The 22,761-nt window shown below is 47.6% G+C and carries 17 protein-coding genes; 9 read left to right on the top strand and 8 right to left on the bottom strand.

Going from position 1 to position 22,761, the window contains the following annotated elements; translation table 11 throughout:
- Nucleotides 1-13 precede the first annotated feature (13 nt).
- Nucleotides 14-2,794 carry a pullulanase-type alpha-1,6-glucosidase gene (gene pulA, locus NXS07_RS00160; protein WP_051862925.1) on the top strand — a complete coding sequence of 927 codons (2,781 nt, stop codon included), beginning with the start codon at nucleotides 14-16 and terminating at the stop codon, nucleotides 2,792-2,794.
- Between the two features lie 20 nt (nucleotides 2,795-2,814).
- On the opposite strand, the gene kdpE is transcribed toward pulA, so the two are convergent.
- Genes kdpE through kdpF form a run of 6 tightly spaced genes read right to left on the bottom strand, consistent with a single transcriptional unit; the run spans nucleotide 2,815 to nucleotide 10,700 of the window.
- Nucleotides 2,815-3,507: a two-component system response regulator KdpE gene (kdpE, locus tag NXS07_RS00155; protein WP_038206383.1), complete on the bottom strand. Its 693-nt coding sequence runs from the start codon at nucleotides 3,505-3,507 to the stop codon at nucleotides 2,815-2,817.
- Nucleotides 3,504-6,221, bottom strand: a complete 2,718-nt coding sequence (gene kdpD / locus NXS07_RS00150) for a two-component system sensor histidine kinase KdpD (protein ID WP_038222361.1) — start codon at nucleotides 6,219-6,221, stop codon at nucleotides 3,504-3,506. The genes kdpE and kdpD overlap by 4 nt, the downstream gene beginning before the upstream one ends.
- Before the next feature lie 6 nt (nucleotides 6,222-6,227).
- Nucleotides 6,228-6,806 carry a potassium-transporting ATPase subunit KdpC gene (gene kdpC / locus NXS07_RS00145; protein WP_038191847.1) on the bottom strand — a complete coding sequence of 193 codons (579 nt, stop codon included), beginning with the start codon at nucleotides 6,804-6,806 and terminating at the stop codon, nucleotides 6,228-6,230.
- A gap of 10 nt (nucleotides 6,807-6,816) precedes the next feature.
- Complete coding sequence (gene kdpB / locus NXS07_RS00140) at nucleotides 6,817-8,883, bottom strand: potassium-transporting ATPase subunit KdpB (RefSeq protein ID WP_038222363.1); 2,067 nt, start codon at nucleotides 8,881-8,883, stop codon at nucleotides 6,817-6,819.
- A gap of 20 nt (nucleotides 8,884-8,903) precedes the next feature.
- Nucleotides 8,904-10,610 (bottom strand): potassium-transporting ATPase subunit KdpA, encoded by a 1,707-nt coding sequence (gene kdpA / locus NXS07_RS00135; RefSeq protein ID WP_258085954.1) that lies wholly within the window; start codon nucleotides 10,608-10,610, stop codon nucleotides 8,904-8,906.
- Nucleotides 10,611-10,700, bottom strand: coding sequence for a K(+)-transporting ATPase subunit F (gene kdpF, locus NXS07_RS00130; RefSeq protein ID WP_038191844.1), 90 nt, complete (start codon nucleotides 10,698-10,700; stop codon nucleotides 10,611-10,613).
- Nucleotides 10,701-11,038: 338 nt separating this feature from the next.
- On the opposite strand from kdpF, the gene NXS07_RS00125 reads away from it, so the two are divergent.
- The gene (locus NXS07_RS00125) at nucleotides 11,039-11,248 is read left to right on the top strand and encodes a YbfA family protein (protein ID WP_038191843.1); all 210 of its coding nucleotides are present in this window, start codon (nucleotides 11,039-11,041) and stop codon (nucleotides 11,246-11,248) included.
- Nucleotides 11,249-11,493: 245 nt separating this feature from the next.
- Nucleotides 11,494-12,237 (top strand): type 2 GTP cyclohydrolase I, encoded by a 744-nt coding sequence (locus NXS07_RS00120; protein WP_038217908.1) that lies wholly within the window; start codon nucleotides 11,494-11,496, stop codon nucleotides 12,235-12,237.
- 90 nt (nucleotides 12,238-12,327) lie between these two features.
- Here NXS07_RS00120 and NXS07_RS00115 read toward each other — a convergent pair whose 3' ends face one another.
- A complete protein-coding gene (locus NXS07_RS00115) occupies nucleotides 12,328-13,446 on the bottom strand; it encodes a multidrug effflux MFS transporter (protein WP_258085953.1) in 1,119 nt (372 codons plus the stop codon).
- A gap of 119 nt (nucleotides 13,447-13,565) precedes the next feature.
- Here NXS07_RS00115 and NXS07_RS00110 point away from each other — a divergent pair, with 119 nt between their 5' ends.
- Entirely contained in the window at nucleotides 13,566-14,351 is a 786-nt protein-coding gene (locus NXS07_RS00110; RefSeq protein ID WP_258085952.1) for an AraC family transcriptional regulator, read from the top strand.
- Between the two features lie 102 nt (nucleotides 14,352-14,453).
- On the opposite strand, the gene NXS07_RS00105 is transcribed toward NXS07_RS00110, so the two are convergent.
- On the bottom strand, nucleotides 14,454-15,737 hold the full coding sequence (locus tag NXS07_RS00105; RefSeq protein WP_038191834.1) for a citrate synthase: 1,284 nt from the start codon (nucleotides 15,735-15,737) through the stop codon (nucleotides 14,454-14,456).
- 625 nt (nucleotides 15,738-16,362) lie between these two features.
- On the opposite strand from NXS07_RS00105, the gene sdhC reads away from it, so the two are divergent.
- The 5 genes from sdhC to sucA all read left to right on the top strand — a co-directional run bounded on the left by sdhC (nucleotide 16,363) and on the right by sucA (nucleotide 22,753).
- Nucleotides 16,363-16,752 carry a succinate dehydrogenase cytochrome b556 subunit gene (gene sdhC, locus NXS07_RS00100; RefSeq protein ID WP_012987618.1) on the top strand — a complete coding sequence of 130 codons (390 nt, stop codon included), beginning with the start codon at nucleotides 16,363-16,365 and terminating at the stop codon, nucleotides 16,750-16,752.
- Nucleotides 16,746-17,093, top strand: a complete 348-nt coding sequence (gene sdhD / locus NXS07_RS00095; protein WP_038206393.1) for a succinate dehydrogenase membrane anchor subunit — start codon at nucleotides 16,746-16,748, stop codon at nucleotides 17,091-17,093. The genes sdhC and sdhD overlap by 7 nt, the downstream gene beginning before the upstream one ends.
- Nucleotides 17,094-18,860: a succinate dehydrogenase flavoprotein subunit gene (gene sdhA / locus NXS07_RS00090; protein ID WP_038206396.1), complete on the top strand. Its 1,767-nt coding sequence runs from the start codon at nucleotides 17,094-17,096 to the stop codon at nucleotides 18,858-18,860.
- Nucleotides 18,861-18,897: 37 nt separating this feature from the next.
- Complete coding sequence (locus NXS07_RS00085; RefSeq protein ID WP_038222371.1) at nucleotides 18,898-19,614, top strand: succinate dehydrogenase iron-sulfur subunit; 717 nt, start codon at nucleotides 18,898-18,900, stop codon at nucleotides 19,612-19,614.
- 331 nt (nucleotides 19,615-19,945) lie between these two features.
- A complete protein-coding gene (sucA, locus tag NXS07_RS00080; protein ID WP_038206400.1) occupies nucleotides 19,946-22,753 on the top strand; it encodes a 2-oxoglutarate dehydrogenase E1 component in 2,808 nt (935 codons plus the stop codon).
- Nucleotides 22,754-22,761 lie beyond the last annotated feature (8 nt).

The following is a 22,761-nucleotide window of genomic DNA, read 5'->3' as shown; positions in this document are numbered from 1 at the left end:
CACCGAGGAACCGATGGCTTATATTCCGAATAACATACCTGCTAAAGTCACCACTGCTGACGATCTTCAGGCTTCAGCACATTGGGTCGATAAACGGACACTATTATGGCCAGAGGGAGCAGATAAGCCTCATGTCCGTTTATATTATAACCGACATAACAAGGTAGAGGCGAATGACGAAGGAAATTTCACCGATAGTTATCTGGCGCTAACACCGACAACTCTGAGCAAAAAGACAGCCGAAAGATTTCCTCATCTGGCGGAGTTACCCGCATTCCATCTGCCAGAGAACACGGATGTTGATCGGCTGATTACCGGTGATCTGGTGGCATTGGCGACCAATGAAGAAGGCTTGTTATTATCGGCAACTCAAGTACAAATTGCTGGTGTGCTGGACGACCGCTTTGCCGGCATCGCAGAAACACTGGAGTATGGCGCACTGATAAACGACACGGAGGTGACTTTCCGCCTGTGGGCGCCGACGGCTCAAAATGTGGGTCTGGTTATTTATAATGAAGATAAACAGGCCATCGCCAATCATACAATGAATCGCGATGCGGAGAGTGGCTCTTGGTCATGGCAGGGTGATACGAATTTGATCGGGGCTTACTACCGCTATGCTTTAACCGTGTATCATCCGTATTCCCGCAAGGTGGAACGCTATGAGGTTACCGATCCCTATTCTCATAGCCTGTCTACGAATTCGGAATATAGCCAGGTCATCAATCTGGATGACGAAGCCCTTAAGCCACAAAACTGGGATGACCTGAGCATGCCGCATCCGCAGAAGACACCGGCGGATATTGCGCGTATGACCCTCTATGAAGCGCATATCCGGGATCTCTCCGTTGCGGACAGCACAGTACCACAAGCTTGGCGTGGTAAGTATCTGGCTCTCACGGCTAACAGCAGCGATATGTTCAAACACCTAAAGGCATTGAGTCAGGCCGGAATGACTCATATAGAGCTGTTGCCCGTGTTTGATATCGCTTCTATTAATGAATTTAGTCATAACGTGGTTGATCTTAATCAGCCCTTCAATCGGTTATGTCAAGTCAACACAACGGTGAAAAATAGCCGCTTCGCTGATTATTGCAACCGTTCCCTGACCGTGAGGGAAGTATTGCAGGCGTTACAACGCGGTGACAGTGCCAGCAATCCGCAAGTACAAGAGTTAAACGAAATGATTGCAGAAACCGACTCCTATAACTGGGGCTACGATCCGTTCCATTACTCAGTACCGGAAGGCTCTTATGCCACTCATGCAGAAGGCTCAGTGCGTATTAAAGAGTTTCGTGCCATGGTTCAGGCCATCAAGCAGCAACTGGGGATGAATGTGATCATGGATGTCGCGTATAACCATACTAATGCCGCTGGCCCTGCACATCGAACTTCGGTGCTGGATAAAGTCGTGCCTTGGTATTACCACCGTTTGGATGAAATTACGGGCAATGTTGAAAATAATACCTGTTGCTCTGATACCGCACCCGAACACCGGATGTTCTCCAAGCTTATCGAAGACTCATTAGTGACTTGGGTTAAGCACTATAAGATAGATGCGTTCCGCTTTGATTTAATGGGCTACCATCCTAAGGCTCAGATTGTCTCGGCGCTGGCAAAAGTCCGCACAATTAATCCCTCGGTCTATTTTTTCGGTGAGGGTTGGAATTCCGGGCAGGACGATCGGTTCGAAACGGCTTCACAGATTAATCTTAAAGGCTCTGGTATTGGTACTTTCTCGGATCGATTGCGGGATTCGGTACGCGGTGGCGGGCCGTTTGATTCTGCTGATAATATTCGTATTAATCAGGGAATGGGTAACGGTGCAGGAACATTACCTAACGAAATTGCCGTATTAGATGCGAATGAAGCTCGTCATTTGGCGGATCTGGTCCGTCTAGGGATGGCGGGTAATCTGGCTGACTTTGTCATGATCGATAAAGATGGGAAAGTGAAAGCGGGTCGGGAAATTAACTACAAAGGTGTCGCTGCGGGTTATGCCGCTGATCCCATTGAAGTGATTAATTATGTCTCTAAGCACGATAATCAGACATTATGGGACATCATCAGCTACAAAGCTGCTTATCAGGCGGATCTGGCGACAAGGCTTCGTATGCAGGCCATTTCTCTTTCCACAGTACTCCTCGGGCAAGGGCTGGCTTTCGATCAGCAAGGGTCGGAATTACTACGCTCAAAATCGTTTACTCGTGATTCTTATAATGCAGGCGATTGGTTTAACCGTGTCAGTTATAACTACAAAGATAACAACTATGATGTTGGTATGCCGGGGAAACGGGATGACGGTGATAATTATGCACTGATTCATAGAGTGAAAAATCAGGTGAAAAAACCAGGCCAAAGTGAGTTATTACAGATGATGGTTTTCTATCAGGAACTGTTACGTCTGCGTCAATTTTCACCTTTGATGACCCTTGGTAAGGGGGAATCAGTCAAGCAACGTATCGATTTTCGTAATGTGGGGCCACATCAGCAACTCGGATTACTGGTCATGACCATTGATGACGGCAACACTACCGATGATGATCGTGATTTGCGGTTTGATGGTTTAGTGGTGGTGATTAATGCTGCGTCAAAACCCGTCACGGTGAGAGATCTCAATACTCATGGTTTGAAATTAAATGATATTCAAAGCAGATTAGGGAATGCATCTTTAGCTGCCGGAATCAAAATAACCGAAGATGGCATGGTGACAATGCCAGCTTGGTCAGCAGCGGTGCTGGTTTTACCACAGAAGGGTATCCGAGGTACGGGTTTACCTGTCCGTAGAAAATAACAGGAAACTTTATCAGGGCATCAGGGCATAAATCGATAACCCACACCAGTCTCTGTCAGTAAATGCTTGGGACGGGCAGGGTCTTCTTCCAGTTTTTGCCGCAGATGCCCCATGTATATCCGCAGGTAATGGCTATGCTCGACATAATGCGGCCCCCAGACGTGATTGAGCAAATAGCGTTGGGTCAGCACTTTGCCGCTGTTGGTCAGCAATTCGGTCAGCAGACGATATTCCGTCGGCGTAAGATGAAGCTCCTTCTGGCCTTTTAAGACCCGACGATTGATTAAGTCAACACTGATATCGGCAAAATGAATCACCGGATCGGGCTGATTGGCTTTGGTGGCACGACGTAGGGCGACTCTGACTCTGGCAAGCAGTTCGTTGATACCAAAAGGTTTGCTCAGATAGTCGTCAGCGCCGCCATCCAGCGCCGCTACTTTATCCTGCTCATTATCGCGTGCGGAAAGCACAATGATCGGAATGCTGCTCCATTGGCGGATATCATGGATCAGATCAATGCCATTACCATCGGGCAATCCCAAGTCAAGGATCAGCAAATCGGGTTTGCGGGTGGCGGCTTCAATTAAACCGCGTTTCAGTGTGTCACATTCAAATACGCGCCAGTTTTCGCCTTCCAGAGCCAATCTGACGAAACGTCTGATCTCTTTTTCATCTTCAACGATCAAGATCGTACTGTTTTTGGTTATGCTCACGTTTCCTCAATGATTTCTTCAATTTTGGGCGCCTCATCTAACGGTAGAACAAAGTGGAAACTGGCTCCACCTTTTTTATTGTTAGTTGCCCATATACGGCCGCCGTGAATTTCAATGATGGCACGGCAAATCGCTAGCCCTAATCCCACACCGGGAATGGCGGATTCTTTACGGGCGCGTGAGAATTTGTCGAAAATGAATTGTTCTTGTCCTTGTGGAATACCGGAGCCTGCATCCCAAATTTCAATATGTACCTGTTTGTGTTCGGTGGTTGCTCGTATGCCTAATGGTGTCTGTTCATGGGTATATTTAATGGCGTTTTCCAGCAAATTAATGAAGACTCGTTCCAGTAAGGATGCGTCACAATGCAATAATAAATTGGCTGGCAGGGAAAGTTCTACCGTGTAGCGGCTGAGGGTATATTCTAATGAGCGCAGGGTACTACCGACAATTTCCTCCAGTGACTGCCATTCAAGATTAAGTTGAATACCGCCGGATTGAATACGTGCCATGTCCAGCAGGTTATTGACCAAACGTGAGGTGCTGAGGATCTGTTGACGAATTTGGTTAACCTGTTGGGTATGAGGCGAATTTTCAGTGGATAAATCTAGCATCAGTATCTCTGTCTGCCCAAACAGAACCGTCAACGGAGTGCGTAAATCGTGGGAAAGTGCGGCCAGTAGTGAATTTCGCAATTGCTCCCGTTCGGTCTCTAGCTTGGCGGATTCCGCACGACGGGAAAGGTGCAAACGTTCCAGTGCGTTGGCGATAAGCCCGGTGAACGTTTGTAATAACCGCTGTTGTTCCGGTACTAATAATTGGCGCAAGTTAGGCGATTCGATAGCAAGGACAGCAAATACCTGTGAAGCCGTGGCGATAGGAAATAGCTGATAGGGTACGCCGGGTAATGTGTCGGTTCCTGCCCCTGCAGGCTGTTTCTTGTCAAAACTCCATTTAGCTATCGCCTCATCGATCTGCATTTGTCCGCCGTTATTGGATTTCACCTGATATAAACGTGCGTCGCTATCCGGCAGCAGCAAGCCCGTTTTTGCCTGAAAGCTGTTGGACAAAAAGTGATAGCTGATGCGGGCAACGTCTTCTTCATTCAAGGCACGGCTGAGTTCACGCGTGATTTCATATAAGTGCCGCGTTCGCTGTTCACGGTAGCGGGCCACTCTGGCTTGATAGCGTATACCTGCGGTCAAGTTTCCCACGACTACTCCCACGATCAACATCACGGTAAAGGTAAGCAGATATTGCATGTCTGTGACGGCCAGTGACCATTGCGGCTGGACAAAAAAGATGTCGAAACTGATGACATTGATAAAGGCGGCAAAGACAGAAGGCCAGCGGCCATAAAACAGGGCGATAATGACGACACCGAGCAGGTAGAGTGTGACCAGATTGGCTTTATCAAGGGTCAGTAAAAAGGCACGGGAGAACAGGGTGATTAAGGCGCAGAGCATAATCGCCATCAGGAAGCCGTGAATCTGGACGCGCCATTTTTCGTGGAATGCCCGGTTATCTCGTTGCTCTTTATCCCAGCGTTTTTTGTCTTCCAGTGCAACAATGATGAGATCGAGATCAGGCCCCAATTTTCCTAAACGTTCAACGAAATCAGAGCGCCATTTAAAACCAAACCATTTATCACTAAATGAAGTCGAATGTGAGCCATAATAGCGCCCAATAAGGATTTTGCCGAGATTGTGCTCTCTTGCATAACGCAGAATAGCTCTTTCTTCATGAGGATCGGAAAGCGTGGCAGTTTCAGCTCCCAGCTCCTGTGCCAGCTTCAATGCTTTCAAGATGGTACGCCGCTTGATTTCTGGCAGCCGGTGTAATTTGGGGGTTTCAACGTAAACGGCATGCCATTTACAACCCAGTTTTGCCGCCAGACGAGCCGCGGTTCGGATCAGCTTTTCATTGCCTGCATTACAGCCAATGCACAGCAACAGGTTATCCCGTGTGTGCCAGACAGGTTCTTTTCCCCGTGTATCACGGAAAGCACGCATCTGATCATCAACACGGTCTGCCGTGCGGCGCAATGCTAACTCACGCAGCGCGATCAAGTTTCCTTTGCGGAAGAAATGCTCAATAGCCCGTTCGGCCTGACCGGAAATATAGACTTTGCCGTCGTTAAGGCGCTGGCGCAGATCATCCGGTGGAATATCAACCAGCACGACGTCATCGGCATGATCAAATATGTGATCGGGAATGGTTTCGCGAACACGAATGCCCGTAATGGCGCCGACCACATCGTTCAGGCTTTCCAGATGTTGCACGTTGATGGTGGTCAGGACATCGATACCTGCTTCCAGCAACTCTTCCACATCTTGCCAACGTTTGGGATGACGGCTGCTGTGAGGATTGCTGAAGGCCAGTTCGTCCATCAGGATAATGGCAGGATGACGGGCAATGGCCGCATCAATGTCAAATGCGGCAATTCTGCGCTCATGATAGCGAATATGCTTTGGTGGCAATTGGGGTAAGCCTGTCAGCAGTGCTGCGGTTTCTTGTCGTTCATGGGTTTCGACAACACCGGCAATAACATCCAGCCCCTGAGACAGCAGCCGCTGCGCTTCCTGTAACATGGCATAGGTTTTACCTACTCCTGCACAGGCTCCGAAAAATATTTTTAGTTTGCCACGGGGTTTTTCGTTTGCCAGTGTCAGCAAGTCATCCGGATCGGGGCGCAGGGGTTCAATCTGATCCATATATTATCAGCCTTGTGATTTCAGGTTATCCAGTGCCAGATTAAGCTCCAGTACATTTACCACGGGTTCACCCATATATTCCAGTGGAGGATATGCAGTATGCGCTTGAATCAATTTGTTAATCACATTTATGGATAAGTGGCGGGCAGTGGCGACACGTTGTGCCTGAAATTCAGCCGCATTGGGGGAAATATGGGGATCTAAACCACTGCCGGATGCGGTGATGAGATCGACAGGAATGGCGTTGTTTTCTGAATGATTGAATAAACGTACCTGAGTAACCCGCTGGTGTATTTGGTGAGTCAAGGCGGGATTGGTTGTCGAGAGGTTACTTCCTCCAGATGACAGGGCATTGTAAGGCTGTTCCGACGTCATAGACGGACGTCCATGAAAATAGATGGCTTGGGTAAATGACTGACCGATTAATTCTGAACCAACCAGTTTGCCATTGTGTTCAATCAACGCACCTTTGGCCTGATGGGGAAATAAGGCGTTTGCTATGCCCGTTATCAGCAACGGATAGGCGATGCCAGTGATTAAAGTCAGGAATGTCAGTAGGACGATGGAAGCGCGTAACCCAATCATTTTAATCTCCTTATTTGAAAGCCAGAATAGTGAGCAATATGTCGATGAGCTTGATACCGATAAAGGGGACGAGCAGCCCACCAAGGCCGTATAGCCAAAGATTTCGGCGCAGGAGTGACAGTGCGTTCATCGCACGGTAACTGACGCCTTTTAGCGCTAAAGGAAGCAGAAAGATAATGATGATCGCGTTGAAAATAACGGCAGACAGCACCGCCGATTCCGGCGAATGAAGATGCATGATGTTCAGGGCATTAAGCTGGGGATAAGTGACCGCAAATGCGGCGGGAATGATGGCAAAATATTTAGCAATGTCATTGGCGATGCTAAATGTGGTCAAGGAGCCACGGGTCATCAGCATTTGTTTGCCAATATGCACCACTTCAATTAATTTGGTGGGGTTGGAGTCCAAATCCACCATATTTCCAGCCTCTTTTGCGGCTTGTGTCCCCGAATTCATAGCAACGGCAACATCCGCCTGAGCCAGCGCGGGAGCATCGTTTGTGCCGTCACCGGTCATGGCAACCAGACACCCTTCAGACTGGTATTGGCGGATCAGCGCGAGCTTCGCTTCGGGCGTAGCTTCTGCCAGAAAATCATCAACGCCGGCTTCTGCTGCAATTGCAGCGGCGGTTAAATGATTGTCGCCTGTGATCATCACCGTTTTGATCCCCATTCTGCGCATCTCGCTGAAACGTTCTTTGATGCCGCCTTTCACAATATCTTTCAGGGCGATCACACCCAAAACACGCTGATTCTCCGCAACGACCAATGGCGTTGCACCTTTACTGGCGACCTGCTGCACCAATAGATCAATGGCATCGGGAAATTGATTGTGATTGGCCTCAACATAACGGCGGATGGCATCTACTGAGCCTTTACGGATCATGCGGGTGCCTATATTGACGCCGCTCATGCGTGTCATGGCTGAGAAAGGAATAAATGTCGCGTTGAGTGCGCGCAGATCGCGCTCGCGCATATTGAAGCGCTGTTTTGCCAAAATCATGATGCTGCGTCCTTCCGGTGTTTTGTCAGCGAGTGAGGAAAGTTGCGCAGCATCGGCCAGTTGTTCTTCAGTTACGCCCGGTGCAGGTAGAAACTGGGATGCCTGACGATTACCGAGAGTAATGGTTCCCGTCTTATCCAGTAACAAAACGTCCACATCGCCGGCAGCTTCAATCGCGCGTCCACTGGTGGCAATGACATTGGCGCCCAACATGCGGCTCATACCCGCAACGCCAATGGCTGAAAGTAATCCGCCGATGGTGGTGGGGATCAGGCAGACTAACAGGGCAACCAGCACGGTGATGCTGATGGGATCGCCTGATTGATTGGTTTGAACGCTGAACAAGGAAAAGGGCAGTAGGCTGATACAGGCCAGCAGGAAAATAATAGTCAGCGCAGTGAGCAAAATAGTGAGAGCAATTTCGTTGGGAGTTTTGCGTCGTTTGGCACCTTCAACCATCGAAATCATTCTGTCCAAAAAGGTTTCGCCCGGATTGACAGAACATTCGATAATCAGCCAATCCGATAAAACCCGTGTCCCGCCAGTGACTGAAGCAAAATCACCGCCAGATTCGCGGATCACGGGAGCCGATTCTCCTGTAATGGCGCTTTCATCAACGGAAGCACCCCCTTCAAGAACTTCACCATCACAGGGGATAATTTCGCCCACTTCCACCAGCACAATATCGCCCTTGCGTAGATGGTCTGAAGTGACTTTTTCCTTTGCTGCATCACGGCTAGCGGAAGCTAATCGGGTCGCCCACGTAGTTTTTTTTACGCCTTTCAGACTGGACGCCTGGGCTTGGCTACGGCCTTCTGCCAGTGCTTCGGCAAAATTAGCGAAAAGTACAGTGAACCATAACCATAAGGCAATGGAGCCGGTAAAGAGTGCATTACCGGTGAGCTGTTCCGTTAACATCCCCAGCCACAACACGGTGGTCAGGCAGCTTCCCAGATAGACGACAAACATGACGGGATTACGCCATTGGATAGCGGGATGGCATTTTTTCACTGCGTCGATAAGTGCATGGCGTATTAAAGCGGGTTCAAATAATGCTTGTTGTTTGTCTTTCATGAGTTATCTCGCAATCTCGCTTATCGTGGTGCTTGCCAAAGTTGTAAATGTTCTGCGACAGGGCCAAGCGCCAGCGCAGGAATAAAGGTGAGTGCACCCATCAGCAAAACCACCAGAATCAGTAATCCAGTGAATAGAGAGCCGTGAGTCGGCAGTGTTCCACTACTGATAGTCTGGCGTTTCTTGCTAATCATGGAGCCAGCGATGGCCAGAACTGGCAAAATCACACCAAAGCGTCCTAGAAACATGATTGCCCCCAACAGCAGGTTATAAAACATACTGTTGGCATTCAGACCAGCAAATGCACTGCCGTTGTTATTGGCAGCGGATGAGAGAGCATAAAGCACTTCAGTGAACCCGTGGGCGCTGGGGTTCATGATCGCAACGCGTCCTGCATCGATTGAAGTTGCCAGAGCGGTTCCTAACAGGACAAGGGAGGGCGTAACCAAAATTGCCAGCGCGACCATTTTCATGTCATGGACATCGATTTTCTTGCCCAAGTATTCTGGAGCGCGGCCAATCATCAAACCGGCGATAAACACAGCCAGTAGGACAAATAGCAGCATGCCATATAAGCCGGAGCCTACGCCACCAAAGATGACTTCACCAATTTGCATCAACCAGAGTGGTATCATGCCACCCAGTGCCGTGAAGGAATCGTGCATTGCATTTACAGCCCCACAGGAAGCCGCAGTTGTGACGACGCTATAAAGAGAGGAGGTAAGGATACCAAAGCGGGACTCTTTCCCTTCCATGTTCAGATTACTGCTGGCACCAGCCTGGATGAAGTGGGGATTACCCATGATTTCGGCATAGATCACAATCGTAACGGCGATGATAAAGACAATCGTCATCGCCCACAGCAAAGCATGCCCCTGTCGATTATCCCCGACCACAAGACCGAACGCGAAACACAGTGCACAGGGGATCAGGAAAATGGTAAGGATTTGCACAAAGTTACTGAGGGCATTCGGGTTTTCAAAGGGGTGGGCTGAGTTTGCCCCAAAGAACCCTCCGCCATTTGTACCCAGTAATTTTATGGCTTCCTGAGAAGCAACCGGCCCCATGGGAATAAGTTGTTGTTGTCCTTCAAGGGTGTGGGCAAGCGCATAGGGGGAGAAATTTTGGATAACGCCCTGACTGGCGAAGATAAGTGCAATGATTATCGACAGCGGAAGCAATAGATACAGTGTAATGCGTGTAATATCTATCCAGGCATTGCCTAGTGTCTTAACGCCCTGACGGGAAAATGCCCGCATTAAGGCGAAAGCTACTGCAATCCCCGTGGCGGCTGACAGGAAATTCTGAACAGTCAAACCCGCCATTTGACTCAAGTAATTGAGGGTATTTTCACCGCTGTAGGCCTGCCAGTTGGTGTTGGTAATAAAACTGATTGCGGTGTTGAGTGCCAGATCCCATTTCATACCGGCAAAATGCTGTGGATTGAGCGGCAGATGTTCTTGGCTTATCAACAGAATAAAGAGTAGCAACAACCCCATGATGTTGAATGTGATGATAGCGAGTGCATATTGCCACCAGTTCATCTCCTTGACGTGGCCGCCGGGCTTTTGCAAGCCACAGCAACGCCACAGGCTGGTTTCTGCACTTGTTAGCCAGCGGGGTAATTCTCCTTCGACCAGATTTGCGATCAGACTGCCTAGGGGTTTGCTCAATATAAAGAGAATGACCAAGAAACTGGTAATCAGCAAAAAAGCGGATACTACCATTTAAAAATCCTCCGCATTCAATAACGCGTAAATCAGATAGAACAGTAATGACACTGCCAGAAATACGCCGATAATTATGAATGTATTCATTGTGCTTATATCCTTATTCACTAGGTGGTTACAGCATAAGAAGAGCCATGCAAAGAAGTTGTTAAAAGAGATTATGAAAGCGTAAAAAAAGTATAAAAATATAAGAGGGATTAATTGATAAGGTATCCAAGGAAAGTCTAGCAAACTCTATAAGTTGATTTTTTGTTTTCAATGTGTTGGTTTTGTTTCTGTTTAGGTGTTAATTTGTAATTAAATTACATCAATAGAAAAAAAGAGTGATATATAGGCTAAAAAAGGGGTTGGATAAGTAGCAAGTTTTCATTTTGTCGGGTAAAATTTTGTACGTATTACAGATATAGCCCATGAGGAGGGTCTTAATGTCTACATATCGTGAATATTCTTGGCATCAGGTTCTCTTGCGGCGTACTGGCGCTGTAACATTGGGCGTCATTGCGCTTCCTGTTATGCTATTTCGTCGGGATCGTGCCCGTTTTTACAGTTATCTGCGTAAGGTATGGATAAAAACCAGCGATAAACCCGTATGGCTGGAGAGCTCGGAAATGGCCGCAGGTATTCGAAATCGCTAAGACGGCATCATTATGTAAGTAACATGACTGTATTGCTCTGGTTTGTCACTTTCCATTCTTATTTTTTCCCCTGATAGAGTATTTTGACACCTTGCCTGTTTATGCTGACGAGGTGTTTTGCTTTTATCGCTATTTGTTGCTATTGATGCGATTCTTGATGTGGTGCATATAAGCAACAATCTTGGGAGCAATTAATGACAGGTAAGTATTTTATGGCGAAAGCGCTCAATGACGGGGGAAGTGTGATGAACAATGTTGAATTGGAACATGTGCTCAATACGGAACTGAATGTCCGTGAATTTCAGGATTATGCCCCCAATGGTTTACAGGTGGAAGGCCGTCCCCATATTCAGCGGGTTATTACAGGTGTGACAGCATGTCAGGCTCTGTTGGATGAGGCGGTTCATCTCGAAGCTGATGCGGTCATCGTTCATCATGGATATTTTTGGAAAAACGAATCACCCGTTATCCGTGGCATGAAACGCCGCCGTCTACAAACACTGCTCAGCAATGATATCAATCTGTATGGTTATCATCTTCCTTTGGATGCTCATCCTACATTGGGTAACAATGTTCAGTTGGCGCGTCAGATGGGGGTAAAAATCATCGGGCAGATTGATTCCCTGCTTCCTCATGGAGCATTTGACCAACCGATTACCCCCGCAGAGTTGACTGAGCGGCTTGAAAAAAGATTAGAACGCAAAGTACTGCATTGTGGCGATAATGCACCGGAAGAAATTCGTACACTGGCATGGTGTACGGGAGGTGGCCAGAGTTTTATTGAGCAGGCGGCTGAGTTTGGTGTCGATGCCTTTGTGACGGGGGAAGTATCAGAGAAGACTATCCATGTTGCCCGTGAGATGGGGCTGCATTTTTATGCGGCAGGGCATCACGCGACAGAGCGTTATGGTATCAAAGTACTCGGTGAATGGCTGGCGAACCATTATGGGTTGGATGTCACTTTTGTTGATATTCCTAATCCGGCTTGATTTGTTCGCAACTTATCAATTTGTCAGGCGGGGCTATCAGAACGGTAGCCCCGTTGTTTTTTCCCAATTTGTTTTCGCAGAACCTGTTTATCACCATTTTCTTGTTAAAAGCACGGTTGATACGCCACAGCAGATCAGTATGCTGCCCAATGCCTGACTCCAGCCAGCCAGCGCCAAACCGCCGCCCAGCAAGAGATAATAAAATAGCCCCAGTAAGGCGCCTGCTGTACCCAGCCGATCTACATAGTTGTTCAGTGCCGATGCTAAAATATTGGGAATGGCAAGGCCGTAGGCGGTAACAATGCCCAGCATGGGAAAGATAAATAGCCAGCTATTTTCGAGCAGGTAAACGCCGATCCCACTTAATAAAACAATCATCGCGGCAAGAGAGATTAATTTTTCCGATAGCCACTGTTTTTTTAACAGATGCTTGTTCAATAGTGAACCTAGCCCAACGCCGAAAGTGAATAGCAGGCCGGTATAACCGAACTGTGCCTGTGATAGTCCGAATTGCTGAAAGCGAAAGGGAGCTAACTGGTAATAGCTGAACAGGCAAATATTGAAAAATGCGATGAGAAACGCATTTCGCCAAATCGAAATATCTTTGAACATGGTGACGGCGGTGCCAAATAGGGCAATTTTTGGCACATTTATTGGCCGAGTTTCCGGTAAGCGAATAACAGACCAGCCCATCAGGATAACAGCCAGAATGGCCAGCCCAGCAAATACCGCTTTATAACCCCCAAAATGATTTAGTATAGAGCCGCTGATCATGCCAATCGCAGGGCTGGCGGCCAAGGCGATCCCCATGATGGAAAAAACACGCGATAGTTCTTCGCCGCGGTAAGTATCACGCATGATAGTTTGCGTACCGACAGAACCGACAGCTGCACCGAAGGCAGATAACATTCTGGCAGCCAGTAATAGCCAGAAGTGTTCGGTTAGCAGTGCCAGCAAGGAAGCTGCGCCGTAGAGTAATAATCCTGCAATGATGGTAGGACGCCTGCCAATGACATCACACATGCGCCCCCATACGACAACACCGATGGCAAAAGCAAAGAAATAGAGTGACAGGGTTTGGGCAGCCTGTTCTGCATTGACAGAAAATCCACTGGCAATATTGGTTAGGGCAGGGCTATAGATGGTTTCCACGATCTGTGGAAACATCATCAAGGTGATAGCGAGCCAAAGCGATGGTCTAGTGTGCATGATATTTTCTTCTGATGAATTATTTATAGCCCGAAAGGTTAGCATTCTGCTGAATGTCTTTTTATGATAATAAAGGCAGTTTATTTATGTATTCGGACATAAAGTTAAAGGATATTAATATGGCGTGGCTGCGACAAAGTGATCATTTTGATCCTGATGGTTTGAAATATAGTTTGAATGTGCCCGTGATAGGCATTGCGGCAGAGATGGGGCAGCACGATTCAGGCTTTCATCAGCATGATATGGGGCAACTGTTGTTTACTCAGCAGGGTTGCATCAAGATCACGCTGGCAAATCAACTCTCTATCCTGCCTCCGACCCGAGTTGCATGGATACCGCCAAAGACATTGCATCGGGCGGAAATGCGTGGCTCCGTAGGATATCGCTCCATTTATCTGGATATTTCCGGGATAGAGTGGATTTCGAGGCAGAGTGAAATCTTGCAAACCACACCATTGCTACGGGTGATTTTAGAACGTATTGCAATATCTCCTTTTGATACCGATTGGCGTCAGGGAAAGGGAGCGCATTTATTGGCGGTCTTTTTTGATGAAATGAGTGATGCAGGTAAAGAACCGACTTTATTACCACTACCTTCTGATCGGCGTCTGGCACGTTTGCCGTTTGAACAATTTCCTCCGCCATTACAAATGCTTGCCACTCATGTTGGCGCCAGTGAGAAAACTATCACCCGAATATTTCTGCGTGAAACGGGAATGAATTATCAACAGTGGCGGCAGCAATGGCGGCTGATAAAAGCCATTGAGTTACTTGCTCAGGATAAAACTCTGTCTTATGTCGCACAGGAGCTGGGATTTGCTAATGATAGTGCGTTTGTGACATTTTTTCGCAAAAATATGGGAAGACCACCGAGGGAGTATATGGCCGGTGCTTGCAGGCGATAACTGCACCCTAATCAGGTTCAATATTACGATTGAACCTGATATGCGAGGTGCAGTTCATGCACTTGTCAGATAATGTCTGACTATGAAATAAAGAATACTAAATTATTTCTCTAACTGACTTTTGAAATCACGTTGGGTATGGCCAGTATAAAGCTGGCGTGGACGAGCGATTCTCAAGCCTTCATCGTGCATTTCAGTCCAGTGCGCAATCCAGCCAATAGTACGGGCAATGGCGAAAATCACGGTAAACATGGAGGATGGGATACCCATTGCTTTCAGGATAATACCGGAGTAGAAATCGACATTCGGGTACAGTTTCTTCTCAATGAAGTACGGATCATTCAGGGCGATACGCTCCAACTCCATCGCGACTTCCAGCAGGCTGTCATTCAGGCCCAGTTCATTCAGCACTTCATGGCAGGTTTCACGCATTACTGTTGCGCGTGGATCATAGTTTTTATAAACGCGATGACCAAAGCCCATCAAGCGGAAAGAATCGTTTTTATCTTTGGCACGAGCGATAAATTCAGGAATATGTTCGACAGTCTGGATCTCTTCCAGCATACGCAGACAGGCTTCGTTCGCGCCACCGTGCGCAGGCCCCCACAGGGATGCGATGCCCGCTGCAATACAGGCGAATGGGTTAGCACCAGAAGAACCTGCGGTACGTACCGTTGAAGTTGAAGCATTCTGTTCGTGATCCGCATGCAGAATGAAAATGCGATCCATGGCGCGTTCTAGCACTGGATTGACTTTATATTCTTCACAAGGTGTTGAGAACATCATGTGCAGGAAATTGGCTGCATAAGAAAGATCGTTACGTGGGTAAACGAAAGGCTGCCCGATAGAATATTTGTAACACATTGCCGCTACAGTTGGCATTTTGGACAGCAAACGGTAAGCAGTAATTTCACGGTGGTGAGGGTTATGGACATCCAGTGCATCATGGTAGAAGGCAGCCAGTGCACCTGTCACACCACAAAGTACGGCCATTGGGTGAGAATCACGGCGGAAACCGTGGAACAGACGGGTGATCTGTTCGTGGATCATCGTATGACGAATCACCGTTTTTTTGAATGTTTCATACTCTTCAGGCGTGGGTGGTTCGCCATACAGCAGGATATAACAGACTTCCAGATAGCTTGATCCCGTTGCGAGCTGATCGATCGGGAAACCGCGGTGCAGCAAAATGCCTTCGTCACCATCAATATAGGTGATTTTTGATTCACAGGAGGCCGTAGAAGTAAAGCCAGGATCGTAGGTATAGAAGCTCTTTGAGCCGAGGGTACGAACGTCAATCACTTCAGAACCTAGGGTCGGCGTTAGTACGTCTAGTTCGATAGCAGCTGCACCATTTATGGTCAACGTAGCTTTTTTATCAGCCATTTACATCTCCTTAGAGCTTATTTTTATAACCCCTAACAACCATGATAGGCGCAATTTATACTGTGCCGATGGCATTGTGCTACCGGAGAGAATTTAAAATCAGGCTGGTATCATATTATATAACGCTGAAATCTCATTACGGGCGACAACGATTTTTAGGTTGTTAAAAAGTTTCTGGGTGTTATGTTTAAAGTATTCTTAACATAAAATGTTGTCATTTTGTGTCTAATTAGTACTTTTGCATAACTTTTGTTTTTCGTGAAGTTTACTTTTCCGCCGGAAAACGACGGTAAACAATATATACCGTCATATATGTAAGATAAATGTTTAATCCTTGTCAAATAAGATAATGGTTTTTATGATAAATGTTTGAAGCGTGATCTTTCTCACTGTTCAAGCTAAATGTTAACAATCATATTGTGTGGGAATTGTAATAAGTATGTGAAGTACCTATACTGCCGTAAGGTCTCCGGATTACCCTGCTGCAGGAGCATCCAGCGTAGCCAAATCACAACTTTTGATGAACATGTAAGGATTGTTAATTTAATTATGTTGTGTCTTTGTATCCTCTTAGCGCTGTCTGATTCCCGCCCAGGACCGGAGGATGGAAAATAAAAAAAGCTGTGTGGGCAAAATTGTGAAAAAACAAAGACCTGTCAACCTCGATTTGCGGACGATTAACCAACCCGTCTCCGCGATAACTTCGATCTTGCACCGTATCTCAGGCGTCATTACCTTTATCGCAGTCGGCATTTTGCTGTGGTTGCTGGGGATGTCACTGTCTTCGCAAGAGGGCTTCCTGCAAGCATCTGAAATCATGACTGGCTTCTTCGCTAAATTTATCCTGTGGGGGATATTGACGGCGTTGGCTTACCATATTTGTGGTGGCATCCGCCATGTATTGATGGATTTTGGTTTCTTGGAAGAAAACCTCGCTACCGGTAGTGCTTCTGCCAAAGTAGCAATAGTGATCGCGGTTATTCTGTCTATTCTGGCTGGGGTATTATTATGGTAAGCAACGCATCCGCATTGGGTCGCACGGGTATTCAGGACTGGCTGCTGCTGCGTGCATCTGCAATCGTTATTGTTTTATACGTCCTTTACCTTGTTGGTTTTGTAGCAACAACGTCAGACATCACCTATGAAGTCTGGCGCGGTTTCTTCTCTTCATCTCTCACTAAAGTGTTCACCGTGCTGGTACTGCTTTCCATTCTGGTTCACGCATGGATCGGGATGTGGCAGGTGCTGACGGATTATGTCAAGCCACTCGCACTGCGTTTGGTGCTGCAACTGGTCATTATTGTTGCGCTGTTGGTTTATTTGATTTACGGAACAATTGTTGTGTGGGGTGCATAAATGAAACTGCCAGTAAGAGAGTTTGACGCTGTTGTTATTGGTGCAGGTGGCGCAGGTATGCGTGCTGCACTGCAAATTTCACAAATGGGTTTATCCTGTGCCTTGATCTCCAAGGTATTCCCAACCCGTTCACATACCGTTTCAGCACAGGGCGGAATTACGGTCGCTCTGGGCAATACCCATGAGGATAACTGGGAATGGCATATGTATGACACGGTGAAAGGCTCCGATTATATCGGTGACCAGGATGCCATTGAGTACATGTGTAAAACTGGCCCTGAAGCTATTCTGGAATTGGAGCACATGGGGCTGCCATTCTCCCGTCTGGATAATGGCCGTATTTATCAACGTCCATTTGGTGGGCAATCCAGGAATTTTGGTGGCGAGCAGGCTGCCCGCACTGCCGCTGCTGCTGACCGTACGGGTCACGCTTTGTTACATACTCTGTATCAGCAAAACCTGAAAAATAACACGACGATTTTCTCTGAATGGTATTCACTGGATCTCGTCAAAAATCAGGATGGTGCTATCGTTGGTTGTACTGCCATCTGTATTGAAACGGGCGAAATCGTCTATTTCAAATCCAAGGCAACCATTCTGGCAACTGGTGGCGCTGGTCGCATTTACCAATCCACAACCAATGCTCATATCAATACCGGTGATGGTGTTGGTATGGCGCTGCGTGCCGGCGTTCCTGTACAAGACATGGAAATGTGGCAATTCCACCCAACGGGCATTGCGGGTGCCGGCGTTCTGGTAACAGAAGGCTGCCGTGGTGAAGGTGGTTATCTGCTGAATAAAAATGGTGAACGCTTCATGGAGCGTTACGCGCCCAATGCTAAAGATCTGGCAGGTCGTGATGTGGTTGCACGTTCCATCATGATCGAAATCCGTGAAGGCCGTGGCTGTGAAGGTCCTTGGGGACCTCATGCAAAATTGAAACTGGATCATCTGGGTAAAGATGTATTGGAATCCCGTCTGCCGGGCATCCTTGAATTGTCCCGTACTTTTGCTCACGTTGATCCTGTGAAAGAGCCGATTCCGGTTATTCCAACCTGTCACTATATGATGGGAGGAATTCCAACCAAGATCACGGGTCAGGCGCTGACTGTCAACGAAAAAGGCGAAGATGTCATCATTCCAGGCTTGTTCGCTGTGGGTGAAATTGCTTGTGTATCTGTCCACGGAGCAAACCGTCTGGGGGGTAACTCATTGCTTGATCTGGTGGTATTCGGCCGTTCTGCTGGCTTGCACCTGAAAGAGTGCCTGATGGAGCAGGGAACCAGCCGTGACGCCAGTGAGTCTGATGTTGACGCAGCACTGCAACGCCTGAACCGCTGGGATAATACCCGCTCCGGTGAAGATCCGGTTGAAATCCGTAAGGCACTGCAAGCCTGCATGCAGAACAACTTCTCGGTATTCCGTGAAGGTGATGCGATGGCAAAAGGGCTGGAAGAGCTGAAAGTGATTCGTGAACGTCTGCAAAATGCCCGTCTGGATGATACTTCATCAGAATTTAATACCCAGCGCATCGAATGTCTGGAACTGGATAACCTGATGGAAACCGCATATTCGACCGCAGTGTCTGCGAATTATCGTACAGAAAGCCGTGGTGCTCACAGTCGTTTTGACTACCCAGAGCGTGACGATGCGAACTGGCTGTGCCATAGCTTGTATTTACCGCAAACTGAGAGCATGACTCGCCGTGAAGTTAACATGCAGCCTACGCTGCGTGAAGCTTTCCCGCCGAAAGTGCGTTCTTACTAATTGCGTTGCTGATGTTCCAGTTGCGGAGAAAGAGATTATGAAACTTGAATTTTCGATTTATCGTTATAATCCGGATATAGACAACGCACCCCGTATGCAGGATTACACGCTGGAAGTAGAAGAAGGGCGTGACATGATGCTGCTGGATGCGCTTATCCAGTTAAAAGAGCAGGACCCGACCTTATCATTCCGCCGCTCTTGCCGTGAAGGTGTTTGCGGCTCTGACGGTGTGAACATGAATGGTAAAAATGGGCTGGCTTGTGTTACTCCCGTTTCGGTACTGCGCCGGGGTAATAAGAAAATTGTTATTCGGCCATTGCCTGGTTTACCTGTTGTTCGTGATCTGGTTGTTGATATGAGCCAGTTCTACACGCAATATGAAAAAATCCGTCCTTATTTGATTAACGATGGTAAAAACCCACCTGCGCGCGAACATCTACAATCACCGGAACAGCGTGAAAAACTGGATGGCCTCTATGAATGTATCCTGTGTGCCTGCTGTTCGACGTCTTGTCCGTCGTTCTGGTGGAACCCAGATAAGTTTATTGGGCCGGCAGGTCTTTTGGCTGCGTACCGTTTCCTGATTGACAGTCGTGATACTGAAACGGCTTCACGGTTGGATGGCCTGAATGATGCGTTCAGCGTTTTCCGCTGCCATAGCATCATGAACTGTGTCAGCGTCTGTCCTAAAGGGCTGAACCCGACAAAAGCGATTGGTCATATTAAGTCGATGCTGCTGAAACACAGCGCATAAGTAAAATATAGTGCATAAATAACGCATAAATCGCGTGTAAATAATGCATATAATGTTGCCCTCCACAATTTTGAAAGAAATATCAAGCTGATGGAGGGCATTAAGAATGAAAAATGATAAATTGCCTACTGCGAATGACGGCGCATGTTTTGAAATAAAGGAACCTTTAAAAACTGATATCCAGTTTTTAAAGGTTCCTTGAAGGGTAGGAAAACCCCAATAAAGAACATGCATTAAGCACGTCCAAATGAACCTTTTATCAACACCGCTCATTAAGCGGTATTTGTTAACCACGGCGAAAACTAAAGCTTTTAAAGCTTAAGGGATCACAATGCAGAACGGCGCAATGAAGGACTGGCTGGACTCGAGCTTTCTGGCTGGTGCAAACCAGTCTTACATAGAGCAAATCTATGAAGACTATATAACCGATCCTAACTCCGTTGATGCAAGTTGGAGAGAAATATTCCAACAATTACCGGATACAGGACTTAGCGGGGAACAACTTCACTCACAGACGCGCGATTACTTCCGTCGTCTGGCAAAAGATGCCACGCGTTATCACACTTCAGTCAGCGATCCAGCAATGGATGCAAAACAAGTTAAAGTTTTGCAGCTCATTAACGCATTCCGCTTCCGCGGCCATCAAAGTGCGAATCTTGACCCATTGGGATTATGGAAACAGGAACCTGTACCCGATCTCGATCCTGTTTTCCATAATTTAACAAAAGCGGATTTTGAAGAAACGTTCAATGTTGGCTCGTTTGCCATTGGCAAAGAGACAATGAAACTGGCTGATCTATATGACGCCCTGAAACGCATTTACTGTGGTTCAATTGGTGCAGAATATATGCATATCACCAATACGGAAGAAAAACGCTGGATTCAGCAGCGTCTAGAATCCGTGGCGGTAGGTTCACAGTTCAGTGCGGATGAAAAACATCGTTTCTTGGCGGAACTGACAGCAGCGGAAGGCTTAGAACGCTATTTGGGTGCTAAATTCCCGGGGGCGAAACGTTTCTCCCTTGAGGGGGGTGATGCGCTTATCCCAATGCTGAAAGAACTGATCCGCCATGCGGGAAAACAGGGTACCCGTGAAGTTGTGCTGGGAATGGCCCACCGTGGTCGTCTCAACGTTCTGGTTAATCTCTTTGGTAAAAAGCCGGCTGATCTGTTTGACGAGTTTGCGGGTAAACACAAAGAGCATCTCGGTACAGGTGACGTAAAATACCATCAGGGCTTTTCCTCTGATTTCGAAACTGAAGGGGGATTGGTACATTTGGCGTTAGCCTTCAACCCATCTCACCTTGAAATTGTCAGCCCTGTCGTTATTGGTTCAGTACGTGCTCGCCGTGACCGTCTTGATGAAGGCCAAAGCAACATGGTTCTGCCAGTAACCATTCATGGTGACGCTGCTGTAATAGGGCAGGGGATTGTTCAGGAAACACTGAACATGTCTCAGGCTCGCGGCTATGAAGTTGGCGGTACTGTCCGCATAGTGGTTAACAACCAGATTGGTTTCACTACCTCTAATCCGAAAGATGCCCGTTCAACGCAATACTGTACTGATATTGTGAAAATGGTACAGGCGCCGATTTTCCACGTTAATGCGGATGATCCGGAAGCCGTTGCCTTCGTTACTCGTTTGGCGCTTGATTTCCGTAATACCTTCAAAAGTGACGTGATGATTGATCTGGTTTGCTACCGTCGCCACGGTCATAACGAAGCTGATGAGCCAAGTGCAACTCAGCCACTGATGTATCAGAAAATCAAAAAACAGCCAACACCACGTAAAATCTATGCAGATAAACTCATAGCAGAAGGCCTGCTGGCAGCTAACGATGTTACTGAGATGGCCAATCTGTATCGTGATGCGCTGGACCATGGTGAGTGCGTTGTGGATGAATGGCGTCCTATGGGAATGCATTCATTTACGTGGGAGCCTTACCTGAACCACGAATGGGATGAGGATTATCCACATAAAGTGGAGATGAAACGTCTGCAAGATCTCGGCAAACGTATCAGCACTATTCCTGCTGAAGTTGAAATGCACTCACGTGTTGCGAAAATTTACGGCGACCGTGCAGAAATGGCCAACGGCAATAAGCTGTTTGACTGGGGTGGTGCGGAAACACTGGCTTACGCTACTCTGGTTGATGAAGGCATCCCTGTGCGCCTATCGGGTGAAGATGCGGGTCGTGGTACATTCTTCCACCGTCATGCCGTTATCCATAATCAGCCGAATGCTGCTGTTTATGTCCCTCTGGCAAATGTTCACAATAGTCAGGGTGTATTCAACGTATGGGATTCTGTTCTGTCAGAAGAAGCAGTACTGGCGTTTGAATACGGTTATGCAACGACAGAACCTCGCGCTTTGACGATTTGGGAAGCTCAATTCGGTGATTTCGCCAACGTGGCACAGGTTGTGATTGACCAGTTTATCAGCTCCGGTGAACAGAAATGGGGCCGTATGTGTGGCCTGGTCATGCTGTTGCCGCACGGTTATGAAGGTCAAGGTCCAGAGCACTCATCAGCACGTCTGGAGCGCTATCTGCAATTGTGTGCAGAGCAGAATATGCAGGTTTGTGTACCATCAACTCCGGCTCAGGTTTATCACATGCTGCGCCGTCAGGCTCTGCGTGGTATGCGTCGTCCGCTGATTGTCATGACACCTAAATCACTGCTGCGTCATCCATTGGCTGTCTCCAGTCTGGATGAACTAGCTAACGGTAAATTCGAGCCTGTGATTGGTGAAATCGACGCCTTGGATCCAAAAGGTGTTAAACGCGTTGTACTTTGCTCCGGTAAAGTTTATTACGATCTGTTGGAGCAGCGTCGTAAGAACGAGCAGGCTGATGTTGCCATTGTGCGTGTTGAACAGCTGTATCCATTCCCACGTCAGAACTTGCAGACTCTGCTTGAGCATTATGCTCATGTTCATGACTTCGTCTGGTGTCAGGAAGAACCTCTGAACCAAGGGGCTTGGTATTGCAGTCAACATAATTTCCGTGAAGTGATCCCATTTGGGGCTTCTTTACGTTATGCAGGTCGTCCAGCATCTGCTTCCCCGGCAGTGGGTTATACGTCTGTTCACCAGCAGCAGCAGCAAGCGCTGGTTAATGATGCCCTGAACGTTGAATAAATAAGGAT

Origin of the sequence: Xenorhabdus bovienii, from assembly GCF_024721015.1 — a bacterium.
In the GTDB taxonomy this organism is placed as follows: Bacteria; Pseudomonadota; Gammaproteobacteria; order Enterobacterales; family Enterobacteriaceae; genus Xenorhabdus; species Xenorhabdus bovienii.
Note: the sequence above shows the minus strand (reverse complement) of the source record. Positions and strands in the feature narration are given on the sequence as shown.

Excerpts from the sequence above, each read along its gene's own strand:
- sdhA (WP_038206396.1), top strand. The coding sequence starts at position 17,094 with ATGAAACTGCCAGTAAGAGAGTTTGACGCTGTTGTTATTGGTGCAGGT.
- kdpA (WP_258085954.1), bottom strand. The coding sequence starts at position 10,610 with ATGGTAGTATCCGCTTTTTTGCTGATTACCAGTTTCTTGGTCATTCTC.
- sdhD (WP_038206393.1), top strand. The coding sequence starts at position 16,746 with ATGGTAAGCAACGCATCCGCATTGGGTCGCACGGGTATTCAGGACTGG.
- kdpD (WP_038222361.1), bottom strand. The coding sequence starts at position 6,221 with ATGGATCAGATTGAACCCCTGCGCCCCGATCCGGATGACTTGCTGACA.
- NXS07_RS00125 (WP_038191843.1), top strand. The coding sequence starts at position 11,039 with ATGTCTACATATCGTGAATATTCTTGGCATCAGGTTCTCTTGCGGCGT.
- NXS07_RS00105 (WP_038191834.1), bottom strand. The coding sequence starts at position 15,737 with ATGGCTGATAAAAAAGCTACGTTGACCATAAATGGTGCAGCTGCTATC.
- kdpB (WP_038222363.1), bottom strand. The coding sequence starts at position 8,883 with ATGAAAGACAAACAACAAGCATTATTTGAACCCGCTTTAATACGCCAT.
- NXS07_RS00120 (WP_038217908.1), top strand. The coding sequence starts at position 11,494 with ATGAACAATGTTGAATTGGAACATGTGCTCAATACGGAACTGAATGTC.
- NXS07_RS00115 (WP_258085953.1), bottom strand. The coding sequence starts at position 13,446 with ATGCACACTAGACCATCGCTTTGGCTCGCTATCACCTTGATGATGTTT.
- NXS07_RS00110 (WP_258085952.1), top strand. The coding sequence starts at position 13,566 with ATGGCGTGGCTGCGACAAAGTGATCATTTTGATCCTGATGGTTTGAAA.
- NXS07_RS00085 (WP_038222371.1), top strand. The coding sequence starts at position 18,898 with ATGAAACTTGAATTTTCGATTTATCGTTATAATCCGGATATAGACAAC.
- sucA (WP_038206400.1), top strand. The coding sequence starts at position 19,946 with ATGCAGAACGGCGCAATGAAGGACTGGCTGGACTCGAGCTTTCTGGCT.
- kdpF (WP_038191844.1), bottom strand. The coding sequence starts at position 10,700 with ATGAATACATTCATAATTATCGGCGTATTTCTGGCAGTGTCATTACTG.
- pulA (WP_051862925.1), top strand. The coding sequence starts at position 14 with ATGGCTTATATTCCGAATAACATACCTGCTAAAGTCACCACTGCTGAC.
- kdpC (WP_038191847.1), bottom strand. The coding sequence starts at position 6,806 with ATGATTGGGTTACGCGCTTCCATCGTCCTACTGACATTCCTGACTTTA.